This is a genomic window from Rhodococcus sp. NPDC003382 (genome assembly GCF_053589135.1).
On record NZ_JBSFRH010000053.1, the window covers coordinates 1 to 17626 of the forward strand.

Consider the following 17626-nt stretch of genomic DNA (forward strand, 5'->3'; position numbering starts at 1 on the left):
CCCGCCCCCCATCCGGGGGGATTTCTGTCCCCCCGCGCCCTCCCCACCCCGCCCGGTGGTGGGGGCATCGGGCCCCGGTGTGCCTTTGTGGCGGCCCTGACCGCCACAAAGGCACACCGGGGCGTCAGCCCACTTCGGTCCAATACTGTTCGCGCAGCAGTCTCTTGTGCAGTTTGCCGCTCGGGTCGCGGGGCAGTGAATCGACGAAGTCGACCCTGCGGGGGCACTTGTAGGACGCCAGTTCCGATCGGCAGTAGGCGATGAGTTCCGCCTCGAGGTCCGCCGAGGCGCAGGCAGGTTCCACGAGCTGGACGACCGCCCGGACCGACTCCCCCATCTCGTCGTCGGGCACACCGATGACAGCGACGTCCGCGACGGCGGGATGCCCGGACAGGACGTTCTCCGCCTCCTGTGGGTAGATGTTGACGCCGCCCGAGATGATCATGAACGCCAGCCGGTCGGTCAGGTACAGGTAGCCGTCCTCGTCGAGATAGCCCATGTCGCCGAGGGTTCTCCAGCCCTTGGCGTTCGCGACCGCGGCCGTCTTGGCCGGGTCGTTGTGGTACTCGAAGGGGCGACCACCCGCGAAGTACACGACGCCGACCTTCCCCCGGGGCACTTCCTCGCCGTCCTCCCCGACGATGTGGCATTCCTGCATCGGACGGCCGACCGAACCGGGATGCGCCAGCCACTCCTGCGGCGTGATGGAGGCGGTGCCGATGTCCTCGGTGCCGGAATAGTATTCGTGGACGATCGGGCCCCACCAGCTCATCATCTCCCGTTTCACCGGGACCGGGCACGGCGCGGCACCGTGGATGACCTCACGCAGACTCGACAGGTCGTAGCGTCGCCGCACCTCCTCCGGCAGACGCAACATACGCACGAACATCGTCGGCACGAACTGGGCGTCGGTCACGCCGTGCCGCTCGATCAACTGCAGGCAGAGCTCGGCATCGAAGGATTCCATGACCACGACGGTGGCGCCGAGTCGCTGCCATGACATCGAGAACACCAGCGGTGAACCGTGATACAGCGGTGCCGGCGACAGGTAGACGGCGTCGTCGAGCGCGCCTCGCATCTCCAGGCCCTTCGCGATGAGCACCGGGGGCGCGGCGGGATCACCGAAGGGCACGGCGACGAGCGGCTTGCGAACACCCTTGGGCCGTCCGGTGGTTCCGGACGAGTACAGCATCTCGCGGCCCTCGCGTGCCTGGTCCTCCGGCATCGGTTCACTCGCGGCCAGCACGTCGTCGTACCGTTCGAATCCGTCGACATCACCGGATGCACTGACACGCACGGTGATTCGGGACAGATCGAGACCTGCGACGACATCGGCCATCGCCGCACTCGTCACGAGCGCGACGGCGCCGCAGTCGTCGAGGATGTACTGCACCTCCGCCGACCGCAGATGTTTGTTGATCGCGGTGTAGTACAGACCCGATCGCTGCGCCGCCCACGTCACCTCGAGGTACGCGCGGTTGTTCTCCATGAGAATCGCGATCTGGTCGCCCTCGCCGATCCCCCGGTCTCTCAGTGCCTGCGCCAGGCGCGCGGACCGGTCGTCGAGCTGCGCGTAGGTGACCACCTCACCGCCGGCGCCCATGATGATCGCCGGTTTGTCCGGCGTGCGCCGGGCGTGTTCGGCGGGAGTGGTCAGAAGGGCGGGCAGCGCCACGGAATCCTCACTCTCTCGGGATCTTCGGGTCACCTACGAGGTTCTACGGACTCTCGAGTCCGTAGGCCTCTTCCAGATAGCGCACGATCTCGGTCTGATCGGCGCCGGGTTCGAGGGCTTCGGTCGCGTCGTTCCAGATCCGGCCGAGTTCCTCGCCGAGAGCGATCTTCACGCCCTGTTCGCGCGCGAGATCCAGTGCGATGCCCACGTCCTTGCGCATGAGTTCCGCGGTGAACCCCGACGCGAACGAGCGTGACAGCACGAACTTCTCGTACTTGGTCTCGGTCGTGTTGTTCCGTCCACTGCCGGCGTTGATCACCGCGAGCAGCGTCGCCGGGTCGATCCCGAACTTGGCTCCCACCAGCATGGTTTCGGCGGCGGCGACGAGACCGGACGCAGACAGCAGATTGTTGAGGGACTTGGCGGCGTGCCCGGAGCCGGCCGGGCCCACGACGATCACCTCGCGGGCGGTGGCCTCGAGCAGCGGACGCACCCGTTCCACGGCCTCGGTGTCGCCGCCGACCATCACCGCGAGGTCGGCTTGTTTCGCTCGCGCGACACCACCGCTGACCGGGGCGTCGACGATCGCGATGCCCTTCTCGGCGGCTCGTTCGGCCAGGGCCTGGGTGCGGGCCGGCACGCTCGAGCCCATGTCCACGACGATCGACCCGGGACGCAGGTGGCCGAGCAACCCGTCGGGTCCCAGGAGCACTGAGTCGACGATGTCGCTGGTGGGCAGGCTGAGCACCACGACGTCGCAGTCCGCGAGGTCGGCGAGGGCGTTCGCCCGCACGGACGACGGGTTCTCGGCGACGAACCGGTCCAGAGCTTCCGGGTTCGCGTCGAACACCCGCAGTCCCGGCACCGCGTTCGAGAAGTTCTGTGCGATGGGTGAACCCATAGCGCCGAGTCCGACGATTCCGGCCCTGGTGGGCGCAGCGGCGGCGCTCATGCGTCGTCCTCCCCACCGAGGGGGCCGAGTTCGGCGGTCAGCGTGTCCTGGACGACGCGCATCGCCGCGACACCGGCGGGGCATCCGACGTATGCGGTCGCGTGGACGACGGCTTCGGTGATCTCCTCGCGGGTCAGCCCGTTACCGAGCCCGGCCCGCACGTGCACCGCTAGTTCGGTGTGCTGGCTCAGCGCGATGAGGATGCCGAGGTTGAGCAGGGACCGGCTGCGACGGTCGAGACCCGGTCGCGTCCACACCGATCCCCACACGGATTCGGTGACGTAGTGCTGCAACGCTTCACCGTCGGTGCCGATGCTCCGCGCGAGTGCCGCGTCGACATAGGCGTCGCCGAGCACTTCCCTGCGGACGGCCAGTCCCGCGTCGAAGAGCGCCGTGTGCGCGTCCTCGACCGTCGATGCCGTGAGTTCGTCTGCCATTTCGGATGTTCCCTTCACGCCGACGGTCCGGCGGAATCGAGCTTGATGGTCACGCATTTGACCTGGCTGTAGTGGTGCAGCGCCTCGACGCCCTTCTCGCGGCCGTATCCGCTGTGCTTCCAGCCGCCGAACGGGGTTTGCACCGATCCGGTGGACCACGTGTTCACGAATACCTGACCGGCACACAATTGCTCGCCGACGGTGACGGCGCGACTCACGTCGCGGGTCCACAGTCCCGCGACGAGTCCGTACTCCGAGTCGTTCGCGATCGCGATCGCCTCGTCGTCGGTGTCGAACGGGATGGCGACGAGGACCGGGCCGAAAATCTCCTCGCGGGCGATGCGCGCCTGGTTGGAGACCCCGGTGTAAACGGTGGGTTCGACGTAGAAGCCGCCGGTCTCGGCGGCGAGTGCCGCGACCGCACCGCCCGTGACCGCCCGGGCGCCTTCCGATTCGGCGATCTTGAAATATTCCTGGACGCGCTCGAACTGGGCGCGCGTGATGAGCGGTCCCATGTCCTCGCCGATCCTGATCGCGGAGGCGCGTTCGGCGACCGCGTCGAGGACCCGGTCGAAGACCGACCGGTGCACGAGCAGCCGGGTACCCGACGAACACACCTGCCCGGCGTTCGACGTGAACGCCTGCACCGCACCGGCGACCGCGGCGTCGAGATCCGCATCCGCGAACACGATGTTCGCGGACTTGCCGCCCAGTTCGAGGGTGAGCGGGATGATCCGGTCCGCGGCGATCGCACCGATGGCCCGTCCGGTACGGACCGATCCGGTGAACGCGACCTTCGCGACCGAGGGGTGTTCGACGAGCGCGGCACCCGCGACGTCGCCGGTGCCGAGCACGACGTTGAACACCCCGTCCGGGAACCCGACCTCGGTCGCGAGTTGCGCGAGCCGCACCGACGACGAGGACGTGAACTCGGACGGCTTGACGACCACGGTGTTCCCGGCGGCGAGCGCGGGTGCGACCGCCCGGCACGCCTGGTTGAGCGGCAGGTTCCACGGGGTGACGATCCCGACGACCCCGAACGGTTCACGCCGCGTGTAGACGTGCTGGTCGGGTTCGACGTCGAGGATCTCCCCGGCCGGTCCACCGGTGAGCCCGCCGTAGAATTCGAAGTACTGCGCCGAGTTCTCCACCTCGGCGAGCGCGACCTTCTCGGGTTTACCGGTCTCACCGATCTCGAGGGCCGCCAACGTCTTCGCATCCGCACGCATCGCCCGCGCCAGTTCGACGAACAATCTGCCCCGGGCGAGTGCACCGGTGCGGCGCCATCCGGGCGCGGCGCCTTCGGCGGCGCTGACGGCCGCGTCGACGTCGGCGCCGGTGCCGCGGGCGATGCGGTGCGTGACGCGCCCGGTCGTCGGGTCGGTGACCGGCAGGGTGTCACCGGTCGACGCCGCGGCCGGTGCCCCGGCGATCCAGTGGTCGAGTGTGTCCATCGAGCTCACAGCCCTTCGTGACGTCAGGTTCGGAGCCGCGCGGGTCCCGGGGTTGCCGGGGTGTCGCGCGGGGCGACCGGCGGGGGCAGAGTGCGCCTCTCGTACAGGCCGTCCAGGAAGTCGTGGGGGTAGCCTAGACGGATCCGGGTGGCGTCGTCGAGACGGGTGAGATGGTCGTCCTCGAGATCGACGGCGAGCGCTCCGATGTTGTCCCGCAACTGTTCCACGGTGCGTGCCCCGATCGACGGGAGCAGTCCGCGGCTGCGCACCCAGGCGATTGCGACGCGTGCCGGGGTGGTGCCCAGTTCCGCGGCGATCTCCCGTGCCGTGTCGCGGGCGCGGCGCACGACCGGCGCGAGCTTCTCCTCCCGTTCGGGAGTGAGTTCCCGGGCGAGCAGTCCCCGCGCGAGAGGGCTCCACGCGCACATCGCGAGGTCGTGGGACTGCGCCATGGGGAGCAGTTCCCGTTCGGCTGTCCTTGTGACGAGGGAGTATTCGACCTGCAGGGCGCAGAACGAGGTCCACCCGCGCAGCTCCGCGATCGCTGCGGACCGCGCGACCACCCATGCCGGCGTGTTGGTCACCCCGATCGCGAGAACCTTGCCGGAACGCACCAGATCATCGAGCGCGCGCAGTGTCTCGTCGACGGGGGTGAACCGGTCCCACGCGTGCACCCACAGCAGGTCGATGTAGTCGGTGCCGAGTCGCCGCAGGCTGGTCTCGACGCTGCGGCGCAGGCTCTTCCGATGGTTGCCGCCGGAGTTCGGGTCGTCCGGGTCCGTGCACAGCGTGTATTTCGTACTCAGGACGACGGAGTCGCGCTCCCCGGCGACGAGCCGGCCGAGGATCTCCTCGCTCGCTCCGTCGGTGTAGTTGTTCGCGGTGTCGACGAAGTTCCCGCCGGCCTCCCGGTATTCCCGGTAGACCGCGCGGGAGGTCTCCTCGTCGGCACCGAAACCCCAGTCGGTTCCGAAGGTCATCGCGCCCAGGCAGAATTCGCTCACGCGGATTCCGGATCGGCCCAGGACCCGCAACGCCATAGGCTTGGGTTCAAGCATCGTCGTCCACCACCCAGTTCACGAAGCGGTGCAGCGGGTACATGCCGTCGTGGGGGCTGCCCATGCTGCCGGTGAGGGCGCTGCCGAGGCGGACGATGCGCTGGACGCCGGCTGTGGCGAGCAGGTCGCGCACCTCGGTCTTGCGGTGGGCAGGGTAGACGCCGACCGTCTGGGTGGCGACCGTCGCGTAGGACGCGGCGTCGCGCATGTCCTGGACCGGAATGACGTTGACGGTCTTGTTCGTCGGGTGGAAGTCCACCATTTCCGGCGAGCGGACCACGAGTCCGCTGCCGTCGAACGTGCCCCACACGCGGTAGTCCGGTTCGAGGAAGCGCATTCCCTCGACCGCGTCCCGGATCTCCGCGTTGGGTTTCGGTCCGACGGCTTCCGCGAAATCGCGGTCCACACCGAGCCGCTCGTGCAGCAGGGCGCAGAAGCGGTCGGTCTGTTCGACGTCGCCCTCGACGCAGATGTGCCGGGCCGCGAGGCACGCGTCCTGGTTGAAGATCGTGGCGTCGCGGGCCGCCAGTTCGGCGACCTCGCGCAGCGTCTCGTCGGATTCGAAGGCCTCACGGCCGACGATCGACATCGACACCTTGGGGTCGAACGAGATCAGCTGGAATCCCGGTCCCGCGTACTTGGCGGCGTTCTCGATCGCGGAACCGCCACCCCACGCGACGAGTTTGTCGAAGTACTGGGAGCGGTAGAGGATGTTCTCGACCTTCTCGTCGCCGCCGCGCCAGTACACCGCCGACATCGACTGCAGCACCGGATGGCCGGGCGCGATGTCGGCCATGGTGCGGAGCACGGCGACGGTGGTGAACGGGTCGGCCGAGGGCATCTTGAACAGGTTGACGCCCTTGGTCAGTGCGGCATCGGCGATGGTGGTCATCGCGGCGCTCGGCGAGTTGCCGGCCATCATGTGGACCAGTCGCGGCGGGAACGCCCGCACCCGGCTGACGTTGCCGTTCGGGTCGGTGCGTTCGGACCAGCCGTCGAGGACGTCGAGGCTGCCGAAGGTGCGCTCGAGCCGGTATTCGAGTGCCTGCCTCGTCAGGAACTGACCCGGACGCGCGAAGGTGTTCTCGATGATGCGCCGCGGAAGCGCACTGACCTGCACGGTCATCTCGAGTGATTCCTGCAGGTATTCGTTCTTGTCGAGGGTCAGGTACTGCGCGGTTTCGACGAGGAAGTCGATGATCTCCGAGATCGGGACGTCGAACGCGGGGCCGACCTCCGATCGCGGCGCGAACAGGCCGTTGTATTCGAGTTTCGGTGTCACGAACGGAACACCGAAGTCGCGGGAGAGGTATTCGCTCTCCTCGCCCCAGACGAGCTCGCCCCGGACGAAGTGGGGCACCCGGATCTTGGACGTGGCGGGCGCGGAAGTGGTTGCGGTCATGATCGTCTCATTCCTCGATGAACCCGCGGACGTAGGCGTCCATGGTGCCGGCGCACGTGATCTTGTCGTCGTCGCCGAGGTCGGTGAAGCGGGCGATGTCGGGCAGGACGGTCGGGCCGCTGCGTCCGCACGGGCAGTCGCGGAGGTCGACGGTGATGCGGTCACCGGAGATCGTTCCGCCCCAGCGTCCGTCGACCGTCGTGTCGAAGAATGCGGCGCGACCGGTGACGGTGTCGCCGTCCGGTTCCGCGAGCTTCGTGCCGTCCTTGTCGAGCACGAACAGAACGATCTCGTCGGGTACGTGGTAGCGCCCGCCGAGGCACCGCGGCATGCGGAGGTTGAGTTCCTGCATCGAGTAGTAGTGGAAGAATCGCTCCGGTGCGATGTTCAGCATCCGGAAGATCTGCTCCTGGTAGTCGTCGGGCAGGGTGTTGCCCTTGAGTCCGCCGCCGACGGTCAGCGCGTTCGCTCCGGTGATGTCGCCGTCCCGGGCGCCCTTCTCCCGCAGGATCTCGACGAGCCGGAACAGCTGGGTGAACTGGGAGTTGAAGAAGATCCGCTCGCCGGGACGGGCCAGGATGTGGTCGGCCCAGTGGTGCAGCCGGCGTTCCTGTTCCGCCGCGCGCGCCTGTGCCTCGGCCTCGAACGCGGCGATCTCGTCGGGTGCGGCGGTGCCGTCCGCCATGGCCCGGCGCATCGCCTGCAGTCGTGCCATGTAGCGGTGGTGACCGGTTGGCGGGGTGCCCTCGAACAGGGGGATGCCGTCGGGCCGGCGGTACTTGTCGAGGATCATGTCGCGCATCGCGACGTGCGCGCTCTGACCGGTGTCGGGGCCGACGGGGATGACGTGCCAGGTCCGCTCCGGCGGCAGTCCCATCTCGCTCAGTCCGTCGATCATGTTCTGCATGTTGGCGTCACGGTCACGCCGGGACTTGTTGAGGAACGATCCTTTTCCGCTGGTGCCGCTCGAGCTGGACACGAGGTGGCCGGCGGCTTCGAGCGCCTCGATCCAGCCGTCCACGTCCGTGACGCCCGAGACGTCGACGTCGGTGACCCGGTGGGCCGACACGGAGTCGAGCCACCGATTCATGGTGGCCCACTGTCCTTTCGCGATCAGGGATTCCGGGTAGCTCTTGTACGTCGTGTGGGGGAAGAGCAGCGGGACCATGTCCTCACGGGAGGTGATCTGCGTGATGCCCTCCGCCTCGGCGCGCTGCGCCAGCAACGGGACCTGCTGCTTGCGCTGCTGGAAATGGGAATCGAGCGTGGCGATGACGTCCCGCTGCATGGTCGTCTCGGACATGTGGGCCTCCGGCCGTTGGGGGATTCGCTGCGGTAACTTTACCCGCCGGTCAAGTTAAATGTCCATAGCGGAATCGCCTGGCACACTTCGTTTCATGACATCGCAGAAGCCCGACGGTTCCGCCGCACCACGACGCGGCGGGCGCCCCACCCGAGAGCAGGCATCCCAACTCGACCAGGCCGTCCGCGAAGCGGCGCTGAAGCTGTTCCTCGAACACGGCTACGAGGGCACGTCCATGAACGCCATCGCCGCCGAGGCCGGCACCACCAAGCCGACGCTGTACGCCCGGTTCCCTACCAAGGAGGACGTCTTCCGGTCCGTACTCGGATGGGCGATCCAGCGGCCGAACTGGCCCGTCCCCGAACCGGAAGACCCGGACCTGGACGACCTTCCGGGCGCGCTGACCGCGATCGCCCAGGCTGCGCTGCGCCGCGCGCTCGATCCCTCGATGATCAAGCTCGAGCAGATCGCCATCGCGCACGCGTCGCGCTATCCCGACCTCGCCCGGCGCACGTACGGCACGGGATTCTGGCCGCGCCGGCAACTCGTCGCCGACCTGCTGCGACGGCACGCCGCGACCGGCGCGATCCAGGCCGACGATCCGGACGTGCTCGCCGAGCACTTCCTCGGCATGGCGACCGGTGCGCCCTCCCGGCTCGCCTCGTTCGGCATTCTCCGCAGCGAGGAGGAACAGGAACGGCACACGGCGATGGCCGTGGAGATCTTCCTTCGCAGCCTGCGGCCGGACGCACCCTCCGATCCCGAGTAGGTCAGCGTCCGGACACTGTGTAGTTCAACGGCCGGAGGCCGCGGCCCGCAGGCAGAACGCGGTGATCCGCTCGATGTCATCGGGAGCCGGCACGACCCGTCGCCAGAGGTGATCGACGAGCACGCCGATCGTCGCGTGTGCGGCCAGGTTCGCATCGAACTGCGGGTCCACACTGCCCAATTCGGCGAAGGGCGCGTGCAGCAGGCCGGCGAGTGGGCCGCTGGGCGAAGGCGGACCGGACTCGCTGTACTCCCCCAGGCCGGCCGTGTTCCACAGCACCGCCCGGGTGGCCGCGCCGACGTCGTCGGCGCCCTGTGACATCACGCCCTCGACCCAGCGCCGGACCTGCCCCTCCGGCGTGGTTTCCTTGCTCATCTGATGGGCGACATAGTCGCGCAGGCGCGCGGTGCCGTCCTCGAGGATCGCGGCGACGAGTGCGTCCTTCGACCGGAAGTGCCGGTAGAAGGCATCGTTCGACAGGCCGGATTCGGCGACGATGTCCGCGACCCGCGCGCGCGAGGCCGTGCCGGACTTCTTCATCACCACCACGGCCGCGTCGAGGAGACTGCGAACCTCGTTGGCGTAGTTGTCCCCTCGTTTCGCGAGCGTGCGCTGCGCGATACGGTACGCGAGATCGTCGGCCGGTTCCGTCATGGTCATCCCTGTTCTACGTGCTCATCGCGGCGCACACGCCTCCGTCGACGAGAAGATCTGTGCCGCTCAGGAAGCCCGCGTCATCCGAGAGCGCGAACGCTACCACGGCCGCGACCTCGTCCGCACGACCCGTCCTGCCCAGCGGGGTCTGCTGCACGAACCCCGCCATCCGGGGATTGTGCTCCGCTTCCTGCCGCCCCTGCGGGGTGTCGATGATGCCCGGCGAGACCGAGCAGATCCGGGCTCCGCGCGGACCGAGCCGCACCGCCTCGCGGCGCACGAACCGCTGCACGCCGAGCTTGGCCAGCGCGTATGCGGCGCCGCTGTGCTCGACGGTCGAACCCGCCGCGTCGCGGATCCGGTCCAGGAACCGGGCGCCGAGCGGATCGTCGAGCACCTCGGCGACCTCGGGTGTCAGCCCCGATTGCGCCATCGACGCCGCCATCGACGCGAAGCACACGGTCGCGGTCCCGGCCGTGGCGAGCGGACGCAACGTCTCGGCCAGCATCGCGGTCGCGACGAGATCGACGGTGAAGATCTGCCGCCAGTCCGCCATCGTCGGCGAGATCCCCGCCGCGTGCGCCACCGCGCGCAGCGTGCCGAGTTCGGCCACGCGGTCGGCGAGACGGGTGAGCGCATCGCCGTCGGTGATGTCGAGAACGATCGGCTCCACCTCACCCGCGGGGGCCAGGGCTTCGGCGGCGGCAGCAACGGATGCGGCATCACGGTCGGCGAGAAGCAGGACGTCCACCGTCCCGGAAAGCCGTTGCGCGCAGGCGTACCCCATTCCCCGTCCCGCGCCGGTCACGACGCCCACCGTGGTCATGCGCCGGCTCCCCAGCACTGCTGCAGCCCCTGTTCCGCGACGCGGGTGACGAGTTCGATCCGCAGTCCGGTCGTTCCGCGGAGGAATGCGAAGAACAGGTCTCCGTCGGCTCCGGCGCGGGTGGCCTCGGTGACGAATCCCCGTGCGACCAGTGCGGCGGCGTCGGCCGCGACGTCGTCGGACCAGTATCCGGCGTGGTGGATTCCGCCGCCGGCCTCCCACAACGTTCCCGGGACGCTGCGCACGACCTCGAGGCGGGGTTCGGTGATCGAGTAGGCGCACCGCAGCTCGACGGTGCGGTCGCCGGCGGGAAGCGTCACGGGCACCGCGCCGCCGACCTCCGGTCCCCACTCGTATCCGAAGAGCGCCGTGAACTCCTCGCGGGTCGCCTCCGGGTCGTCCGCCACGATGCCCAGGTGGAACAGGTCTTCGGCCTTCATCGCTCGCCTTTCCGCGCACCGTCTGTGCAGTGCCGTTTCCCGTCTCAGAATTGCATTCTTGATTGCAAGAGTCATATTCTCACTCGTGGAGAGGAGACGCAATGGCATGGGATTTCGAAACCGACCCCGAGTACCAGGCGAAACTCGACTGGGCCGACGCGTTCGTGCGTGAAGAGGTCGAACCCCTCGATCTGGTCTGGGAACACGAACAATTCGTTCCGCTCGACGGCGCCCGCCGCAAGGCGATCGATCCGCTGAAACAGGAGGTCCGGAAACAGGGTCTGTGGGCGACGCACCTCGGGCCCGAGCTCGGCGGTCAGGGCTACGGCCAGCTGAAGCTCGCGCTGCTCAATGAGATCCTCGGCCGATCGAGCTGGGCGCCGATCGTGTTCGGCTGCCAGGCACCGGACACCGGCAACGCCGAGATCATCGCTCACTACGGCACTCCCGAGCAGAAGGAGCGCTACCTGCAGCCGCTGCTCGACGGCGAGGTGTTCTCCTCGTACTCGATGACCGAGCCGCAGGGCGGGGCCGACCCGGCGCAGTTCCGGACCCGGGCCGTCAAGGACGGTGACCACTGGGTGATCAACGGCTGGAAGTACTTCTCCTCCAACGCCCGGACCGCCGAGTTCCTCATCGTGATGGTCGTGACGGATCCCGACGTCCCGGTGCACAAGGGAACGTCGATGTTCCTCGTCCCCACGGACACCCCGGGTGTCGAGATCGTCCGCAACGTCGGGCTGTACGGCGAACCGATGAACGAGGGCACCCACGCACTGATCCACTACAACAACGTGCGGGTCCCCGCCGACGCGATGCTCGGCGAGGAGGGCGGGGCATTCGCAGCCGCCCAGGTGCGCCTCGGCGGCGGCCGCATCCACCACGCCATGCGCACGATCGGCTTGGCGCAGAAGGCGATCGACATGATGTGCGAACGGGCCCTCAGTCGGGAGACGGCCGGTAGCCGGCTCGCCGACAAGCAGACCGTGCAGGGTTACATCGCCGACTCCTACGCGCAGCTCACCCAGTTCCGGCTGTTCGTGCTCAACACCGCGTGGAAGATCGACAAGTACAACGACTACAAGAAGGTGCGCAAGGACATCGCGACCGCGAAGATCGTGATGCCCACCGTCCTGCACGACATCGCTTGGCGCGCAATGCAGGTGCACGGTGCGCTCGGCGTCACCAACGAGATGCCGTTCTTCCGGATGATCCACGGCGCCGCGGTGATGGGTCTGGCCGACGGACCGACCGAGGTGCACAAGACGACGGTCGCGAAGCAGGTTCTGCGCGACTACAAGCCGATCGACGACATGTGGCCGTCGGAGTGGATCCCGAAGAAGCAAGAAGCCGCCCGGGCGAAATTCGCCGACTACCTCGAACTCGAAGTGGGGAACCTGTGATCGACACCGAATGCCTCGCCGCCTGGATGGACGAGCAGGGCCTGCCCGGCAAGGGTGCCCCGCTCGAGGCCGAGTACCTGTCCGGCGGAACCCAGAACGAGATCTACAAGCTCACGCGTGACGACTTCACGTGCGTCATCCGGATCCCTCCGGCCGGCGCGCCCGCCGACCGCGACAGCGGAATCATGCGCGAGTGGCGCATCATCCAGGCGCTGGACAGCACCGACGTCCCGCACACGAAAGCCGTGGCCGCGTGCGAGGACACGTCGGTGCTCGGCCGTTCGTTCTACCTCATGGAGTACGTCGACGGCTGGTCCCCGATGGACCACCGCGGCACCTGGCCCGCACCGTTCGACACCGACGTCGAGGCACGAAAAGGACTGGCCTACCAGCTCGCCGAGGGCATCGCCCTGCTCTCGAAGGTCGACTGGAAAGCGCAGGGACTGCAGGATCTCGGCCGGCCCGAAGGCTTCCACGATCGGCAGGTCGACCGCTGGACCCGATTCTTCGAACGGATCAAGGCGCGCGAGATCGAGGGCATGGATGTCGCCACCAAGTGGCTGCAGACCCACCGTCCGCTCGACTACGTCCCGGGTCTGATGCATGGTGACTACCAGTTCGCGAACGTGATGTACCGCAACGGTGCTCCCGCGAAGCTCGCGGCGCTCGTCGACTGGGAGATGGGCACCGTCGGTGATCCCAAGCTCGACCTCGGCTGGATGCTCATGAACTGGCCCGAGGACACGAACGCCATCGAGGACAGCGCGGTCAGCTACGTCGATCTGACCGGGATGCCGAACCGTTCGCAGATGCTCGCGCACTACGCCGACGTCTCCGGCCGTCAGGTCGACGACCTCGACTACTACCTGGTGCTGGCGAAGTGGAAGCTCGCGATCGTCCTCGAACAGGGCTTCCAGCGCGCGGGCGACGACGTCAAACTGCAGTCGTACGGTCCGGTCATCGTCAACCTCATGAAGTCGGCGGCGGAACTCGCCGAGTCGACGGACTACAAGGGATGACCGGCGGATACGACGGGCTCGTCACGGAGAGGCGCGGGCCGGTCCTGATCCTGCGCCTCGACCGTCCCGAGGCCCGCAACGCCCTGACCGGTCCGATGATGCGCGGCCTCGGCGCCGCCGCTCGCAAGGCCCAGAACGATCCGGAGATCCGGGCGATCGTCCTCACCGGCTCCGGCGACCGCGCGTTCTGCTCCGGTATGGATCTTCGTGTGTTCGCCGAAGGAAGGTCGGTGGGGTTCGACAACCCGGACGACGCCGACGCCTACCGTCGGCTGTCCGCCGGGGAACTCGCCGTCCCGGTGGTGGGCGCCGCCAACGGCACCGCCGTCGGGGGTGGGCTCGAACTGCTCCTCGGGTGTGACATCATCGTCGCGTCCACCGAGGCGAAGTTCGGTCTCCCCGAGGTGAAGCGGGGCCTGTTCCCGGGCGGTGGAGGCACGACGATCGGGACACGTATCCCCGTCGGCGCCGCACTCGAGATGACGTTGACGGGGGATCCGATCACCGCGACCCGAGGCTACGAACTCGGACTCGTCAATGCGGTGGTCGCCCAGGAGAAGGTGCTGGACACCGCGCTCGGATACGCGGAGCGGATCGCGGCGAACGCGCCGCTCGGGCTCGCCGCGTGCAAGGAGTTGGTCCGGCTGTCCGTGTCCGACTCCGCGCTCGCCGCGTCCCGACTGAAGGAATGGCAGAGCACCGTCTTCTCCAGTGCGGACGCCAAAGAGGGCGCGGCGGCGTTCGTCGAGAAGCGTGCCCCCGTATGGCAGGGCAGGTGATCCGCATGCGTGCAGCGATCTGCCCCGAATACGGATCCATCGACGTCGTTCGCGTCGGCACCCTCGATCCGCCCGCACTCGAGCCGGGCAAGGTCCGGGTGCGCGTCGCCGCGGCCGCGGTGAACTTCCCGGATGTCCTGCTCGTCGCCGACAAGTATCAGATCAGCGTTCCGCCGCCGTTCGTTCCCGGTAGCGAATTCGCCGGTGTCGTAGAGGAATTGGGCGACGGTGTCGACAGCTTCACGGTCGGTGACCGGGTCGTCGGCACCGGCATCGTCGGGGCGTTCGCGGAACAGGTCGTCGCCCCGGCACGGAACCTGACACCGATCCCGGACGGCGTCGACGCCCACGTCGCCGCCGCGTTCGGTGTCGCGCATCGGACCGCCTATCACAGTCTGCGGTCGGTGGCCGGGGTCCGCCCCGGCGACGAGGTGATCGTGCTCGGCGCCGGCGGTGGGGTGGGGCTCGCGGCGGTCCAGCTCGCCGTGGCCATGGGAGCGACCGTCACCGCGGTCGCGTCCACCCCCGACAAGCTGGAGGTCGCTGCGTCCTACGGGGCACGTCACCTCGTCGACCACCGCACCGTGGATGTGAGGGCGGCGCTGCGGGAGGCGCTGCCCGGTGGCGCCGACGTGGTGCTGGACCCGGTCGGCGGCGGCCTGTCCGAGGTCGCGTTGCGGACGCTACGACGCGGCGGCCGGTTCGTCACGATCGGCTTCGCCTCCGGCGAGATTCCGCGGATCCCGCTGAATCTCGTGCTCGTCAAGGGCGTTCGGATTCTGGGATTCCAATTTCAGGACCTTGATCCGGACGAGATGCGGCGCAACGAAATCGAGTTGCGCGAGCTGCTCGCGACCGGACGGGTCGTCCCGCACATCGGCGCGCGCCTGACTCTCGACGACACCGTCGAGGCGCTGCGCATGGTCGCCGACGGCCGGGCGATCGGCAAGATCGTCATCGACGTGGCGTAACCGCCCGGTGTGCCTTTGTGGCGGCCCTGACCGCCACAAAGGCACACCGGCGGCGAAGCCGCACTGCGTGCCTATCCCACCGAGGCGAGGTCGCGCACCGAAGAGGTTCCGCTGCTGCGGAACGTTTCTGTGGTGCCCGGCGAATCCGCCGGAGCCGCTGCAGCCGCGAGCGCGTGGGACTTGAAGGCGCGTGCCGCCACGCTCAGCCGATGCTGGATCGAATCGAACTTCCGGTCCAGATCCGACGGCAGCGCATCGCCCCACACCGCGATGCGGGTGAGGCCGCTGTCGAGCGCGTCGAGCATGCCTTCACGGATTCGGCTGTCCGACTCGTACAGATTCACCGATACCGCAATGGATTCGGGCATCGGACCGATAGGCGAGGACAGCGCCGCCTCCAGATCGACGGTGGTCGCACCGAGGATCTGGATCGGACGCACATCCTGGGGATCGGCCACGGCGACCGTGACATCCCAGCCGGCCATCACATGATCGAAGAGCCAGCCTCCCGCGAACTGGACGGCGTCGGCGACATTCGGTGCGACGACGGCCAGCCGCCTTCTCAGCTGGTGGCGTCGGGCATGAGCTGTCGAGTAAGCGACTGTATGTACTCCCGGAACACCGCGGTAAGAGGAATCGATGGATCGAGCAGCCATGAGGTTTCCATTCCGTTGAGAAAGGCGACGATCTCTACAGCCTTGGTCGCGGGGTCCACGTCGGCGCGATACCGCCCTGCGCTCTGGCCGCGCCGGATGCCGTCCTCGACGGTGTCCAGCGCGGCCCGGTATCGATCGAGCAGGCGACCGTGCAGGGGTGCCGCCGGATCGAGGTTCTCGATCACCAGCGTGGCGAACATCCCCACCAGTTCAGGTGAGCGCTCGAATCGTTCCGGCACCCTCCCGAGCTGTTCGAGCAGGTCGCCGGACCGATCCGCGTGTGCATCGTCGTCGCGGTCGCGGGCATCGAGCACCGCATGCAACAACTGGTCCTTGGACTCGAAGTGATGCAGCAGCCCCGCGGTGGTGACACCGGCCTCTCCAGCGATCTGGGCGAGTGTCGTGTTCCGCCAGCCGTTCCGCGCCAGCAGTCGCTGCGCAACGGAAAGAATGAGCTGACGGCGATCCTCGCCCTTGGAGAGGAGTGTGTCGTACGGCCTCGGTGCTGACACCTCACTCCTTTCGGACCAACCTACCTAGTACACAGTAGGTTGGTTTTCCGGATGTGACAAGGGTCTCATATCGAGCAGTTCCGTGCAGCAGCTCACACGGATTCCAAGTGCCCTTGCCTACAATTCGCCCGGCCTTCAGTCCACGAGTTCGACGACGGTCGCGTTGGCCGTACCACCGCCCTCGCACATGGTCTGCAGTCCGTACCGGAGCCCGTTGTCGCGCATGTGGTGGATCATCCGCGTCATGAGGATGGCTCCGGAACCTCCGAGCGGATGCCCCAGCGCGATCGCGCCACCGAGAGGATTCACCCGCGCGGGATCGGCACCCGTCTCTTCGAGCCAGGCCAGCGGCACCGACGCGAACGCCTCGTTCACCTCGAACACCCCGATGTCACCGATTCCCAGCCCCGCCTTCCGCAGCACCTTCTCTGTCGCCGGGATCGGACCGGTCAGCATGAGCACCGGATCGGAGCCGGCGACCACACCGGCGCGGTACCGCACGATCGGGGTGAGACCCAGTTCGCGCGCCTTCTCCGGCGTGGTGACCAGCAGCGCCGCGGCGCCGTCGGCGATCTGCGAGGAGTTCCCCGCGTGGATCACCCCGTCCTCCTTGAACACCGGCTTCAGGCCCGCGAGCTTCTCGACGGTCGTCCCGCGCCGCAGCCCCTCGTCGCGCGCGACCGTCCCGTCCGCGGTCTCGACCGGCACGATCTGGGCGTCGAACGCACCCCGGTCGATCGCCGCCGCCGCCCACTCGTGGGACTGCGCCGACAGTTCGTCGAGCCGGGTCCGCGAGAACCCCCACTTCTCGGCGATCATCTCGGCGCCGATGCCCTGGTTGAACTGGAAATTGTCGTAGCGGGCGAGCGCGCGCGGCCCGTACGGCATGCCGTCGGCCCTCGCCGCGCCGAGCGGCACCCGGCTCATCGACTCGACACCGCCGGCGACCACGACGTCCTGCTGCCCGGACATGACCGCGTGCACGGCGAAGTCCAGGGCCTGCTGGCTCGACCCGCACGCCCGGTTCACCGAGGTGCCGGGGATGCTCTCCGGCCAGCCCGCCGCGAGCACCGAGTACCGGCCGATGTTGCTGGACTGGTCGCCGACCTGGGACACACAACCCCACACCACGTCGTCGACGATCACCGGGTCGATCCCGGTGCGCTCCGCGAGGGCCGTGAGCACCACCGCCGACAGGTCCGCCGGGTGCACACCCGACAGCCCACCGTTGCGCTTGCCGACCGGTGTCCGGACCGCCTCCGCGATCACCACTTCACGCATCTACTTCTCCCAATTCGTCATTTGAGGACACGTCC

The 17626-nt window shown here is 68.1% G+C and carries 18 protein-coding genes; 5 read left to right on the forward strand and 13 right to left on the reverse strand.

The features are described 5' to 3' along the window. Nucleotides 1–124: 124 nt before the first annotated feature. Genes ACWDUD_RS26055 through ACWDUD_RS26085 form a run of 7 tightly spaced genes read right to left on the reverse strand, consistent with a single transcriptional unit; the run spans nt 125 to nt 8281 of the window. The gene (locus tag ACWDUD_RS26055) at nt 125–1675 is read right to left on the reverse strand and encodes an acyl-CoA synthetase (protein ID WP_450111206.1); all 1551 of its coding nucleotides are present in this window, start codon (nt 1673–1675) and stop codon (nt 125–127) included. Between the two features lie 43 nt (nt 1676–1718). Next, nucleotides 1719–2627, reverse strand: a complete 909-nt coding sequence (locus ACWDUD_RS26060; RefSeq protein WP_450111207.1) for an NAD(P)-dependent oxidoreductase — start codon at nt 2625–2627, stop codon at nt 1719–1721. Beyond that, a complete protein-coding gene (locus tag ACWDUD_RS26065; protein ID WP_197257543.1) occupies nt 2624–3064 on the reverse strand; it encodes a carboxymuconolactone decarboxylase family protein in 441 nt (146 codons plus the stop codon). Before ACWDUD_RS26065 ends, ACWDUD_RS26060 begins: the two co-directional genes overlap by 4 nt. Nucleotides 3065–3078: 14 nt before the next feature. Beyond that, nucleotides 3079–4518, reverse strand: coding sequence for an aldehyde dehydrogenase family protein (locus ACWDUD_RS26070; RefSeq protein ID WP_450111208.1), 1440 nt, complete (start codon nt 4516–4518; stop codon nt 3079–3081). Nucleotides 4519–4541: 23 nt separating this feature from the next. Continuing rightward, complete coding sequence (locus tag ACWDUD_RS26075; protein ID WP_248673412.1) at nt 4542–5576, reverse strand: aldo/keto reductase; 1035 nt, start codon at nt 5574–5576, stop codon at nt 4542–4544. Then, entirely contained in the window at nt 5569–6978 is a 1410-nt protein-coding gene (locus ACWDUD_RS26080; protein ID WP_450111209.1) for an acyl-CoA reductase, read from the reverse strand. Before ACWDUD_RS26080 ends, ACWDUD_RS26075 begins: the two co-directional genes overlap by 8 nt. A 7-nt stretch (nt 6979–6985) precedes the next feature. Next, nucleotides 6986–8281, reverse strand: a complete 1296-nt coding sequence (locus ACWDUD_RS26085) for a hypothetical protein (RefSeq protein ID WP_450111210.1) — start codon at nt 8279–8281, stop codon at nt 6986–6988. Between the two features lie 94 nt (nt 8282–8375). Here ACWDUD_RS26085 and ACWDUD_RS26090 point away from each other — a divergent pair, with 94 nt between their 5' ends. Then, entirely contained in the window at nt 8376–9050 is a 675-nt protein-coding gene (locus ACWDUD_RS26090; protein WP_248673415.1) for a TetR/AcrR family transcriptional regulator, read from the forward strand. Between the two features lie 24 nt (nt 9051–9074). Here ACWDUD_RS26090 and ACWDUD_RS26095 read toward each other — a convergent pair whose 3' ends face one another. The 3 genes from ACWDUD_RS26095 to ACWDUD_RS26105 are packed head-to-tail and all read right to left on the reverse strand — an operon-like array spanning nt 9075 to nt 10970. After that, nucleotides 9075–9704, reverse strand: coding sequence for a TetR/AcrR family transcriptional regulator (locus ACWDUD_RS26095; protein WP_450111211.1), 630 nt, complete (start codon nt 9702–9704; stop codon nt 9075–9077). 13 nt (nt 9705–9717) lie between these two features. Then, on the reverse strand, nt 9718–10530 hold the full coding sequence (locus ACWDUD_RS26100; protein WP_450111212.1) for an SDR family oxidoreductase: 813 nt from the start codon (nt 10528–10530) through the stop codon (nt 9718–9720). Continuing rightward, the gene (locus ACWDUD_RS26105) at nt 10527–10970 is read right to left on the reverse strand and encodes a VOC family protein (RefSeq protein ID WP_450111213.1); all 444 of its coding nucleotides are present in this window, start codon (nt 10968–10970) and stop codon (nt 10527–10529) included. Before ACWDUD_RS26105 ends, ACWDUD_RS26100 begins: the two co-directional genes overlap by 4 nt. A gap of 101 nt (nt 10971–11071) precedes the next feature. Here ACWDUD_RS26105 and ACWDUD_RS26110 point away from each other — a divergent pair, with 101 nt between their 5' ends. The 4 genes from ACWDUD_RS26110 to ACWDUD_RS26125 are packed head-to-tail and all read left to right on the forward strand — an operon-like array spanning nt 11072 to nt 15142. Next, entirely contained in the window at nt 11072–12373 is a 1302-nt protein-coding gene (locus tag ACWDUD_RS26110; protein WP_197257530.1) for an acyl-CoA dehydrogenase family protein, read from the forward strand. Further along, the gene (locus ACWDUD_RS26115) at nt 12370–13392 is read left to right on the forward strand and encodes a phosphotransferase family protein (protein WP_450111214.1); all 1023 of its coding nucleotides are present in this window, start codon (nt 12370–12372) and stop codon (nt 13390–13392) included. The genes ACWDUD_RS26110 and ACWDUD_RS26115 overlap by 4 nt, the downstream gene beginning before the upstream one ends. After that, complete coding sequence (locus tag ACWDUD_RS26120; protein WP_450111215.1) at nt 13389–14171, forward strand: enoyl-CoA hydratase/isomerase family protein; 783 nt, start codon at nt 13389–13391, stop codon at nt 14169–14171. Before ACWDUD_RS26115 ends, ACWDUD_RS26120 begins: the two co-directional genes overlap by 4 nt. 5 nt (nt 14172–14176) lie before the next feature. Next, a complete protein-coding gene (locus ACWDUD_RS26125) occupies nt 14177–15142 on the forward strand; it encodes an NADPH:quinone oxidoreductase family protein (protein WP_450111216.1) in 966 nt (321 codons plus the stop codon). A 71-nt stretch (nt 15143–15213) separates the two neighbouring features. On the opposite strand, the gene ACWDUD_RS26130 is transcribed toward ACWDUD_RS26125, so the two are convergent. The 3 genes from ACWDUD_RS26130 to ACWDUD_RS26140 form a co-directional block, all read right to left on the reverse strand. Next, nucleotides 15214–15627, reverse strand: a complete 414-nt coding sequence (locus ACWDUD_RS26130; RefSeq protein ID WP_450111217.1) for a hypothetical protein — start codon at nt 15625–15627, stop codon at nt 15214–15216. A gap of 77 nt (nt 15628–15704) precedes the next feature. After that, a complete protein-coding gene (locus tag ACWDUD_RS26135) occupies nt 15705–16310 on the reverse strand; it encodes a TetR/AcrR family transcriptional regulator (protein ID WP_197257524.1) in 606 nt (201 codons plus the stop codon). A 135-nt stretch (nt 16311–16445) separates the two neighbouring features. Next, complete coding sequence (locus ACWDUD_RS26140) at nt 16446–17591, reverse strand: thiolase family protein (RefSeq protein WP_450111218.1); 1146 nt, start codon at nt 17589–17591, stop codon at nt 16446–16448. Nucleotides 17592–17626: the final 35 nt, after the last annotated feature.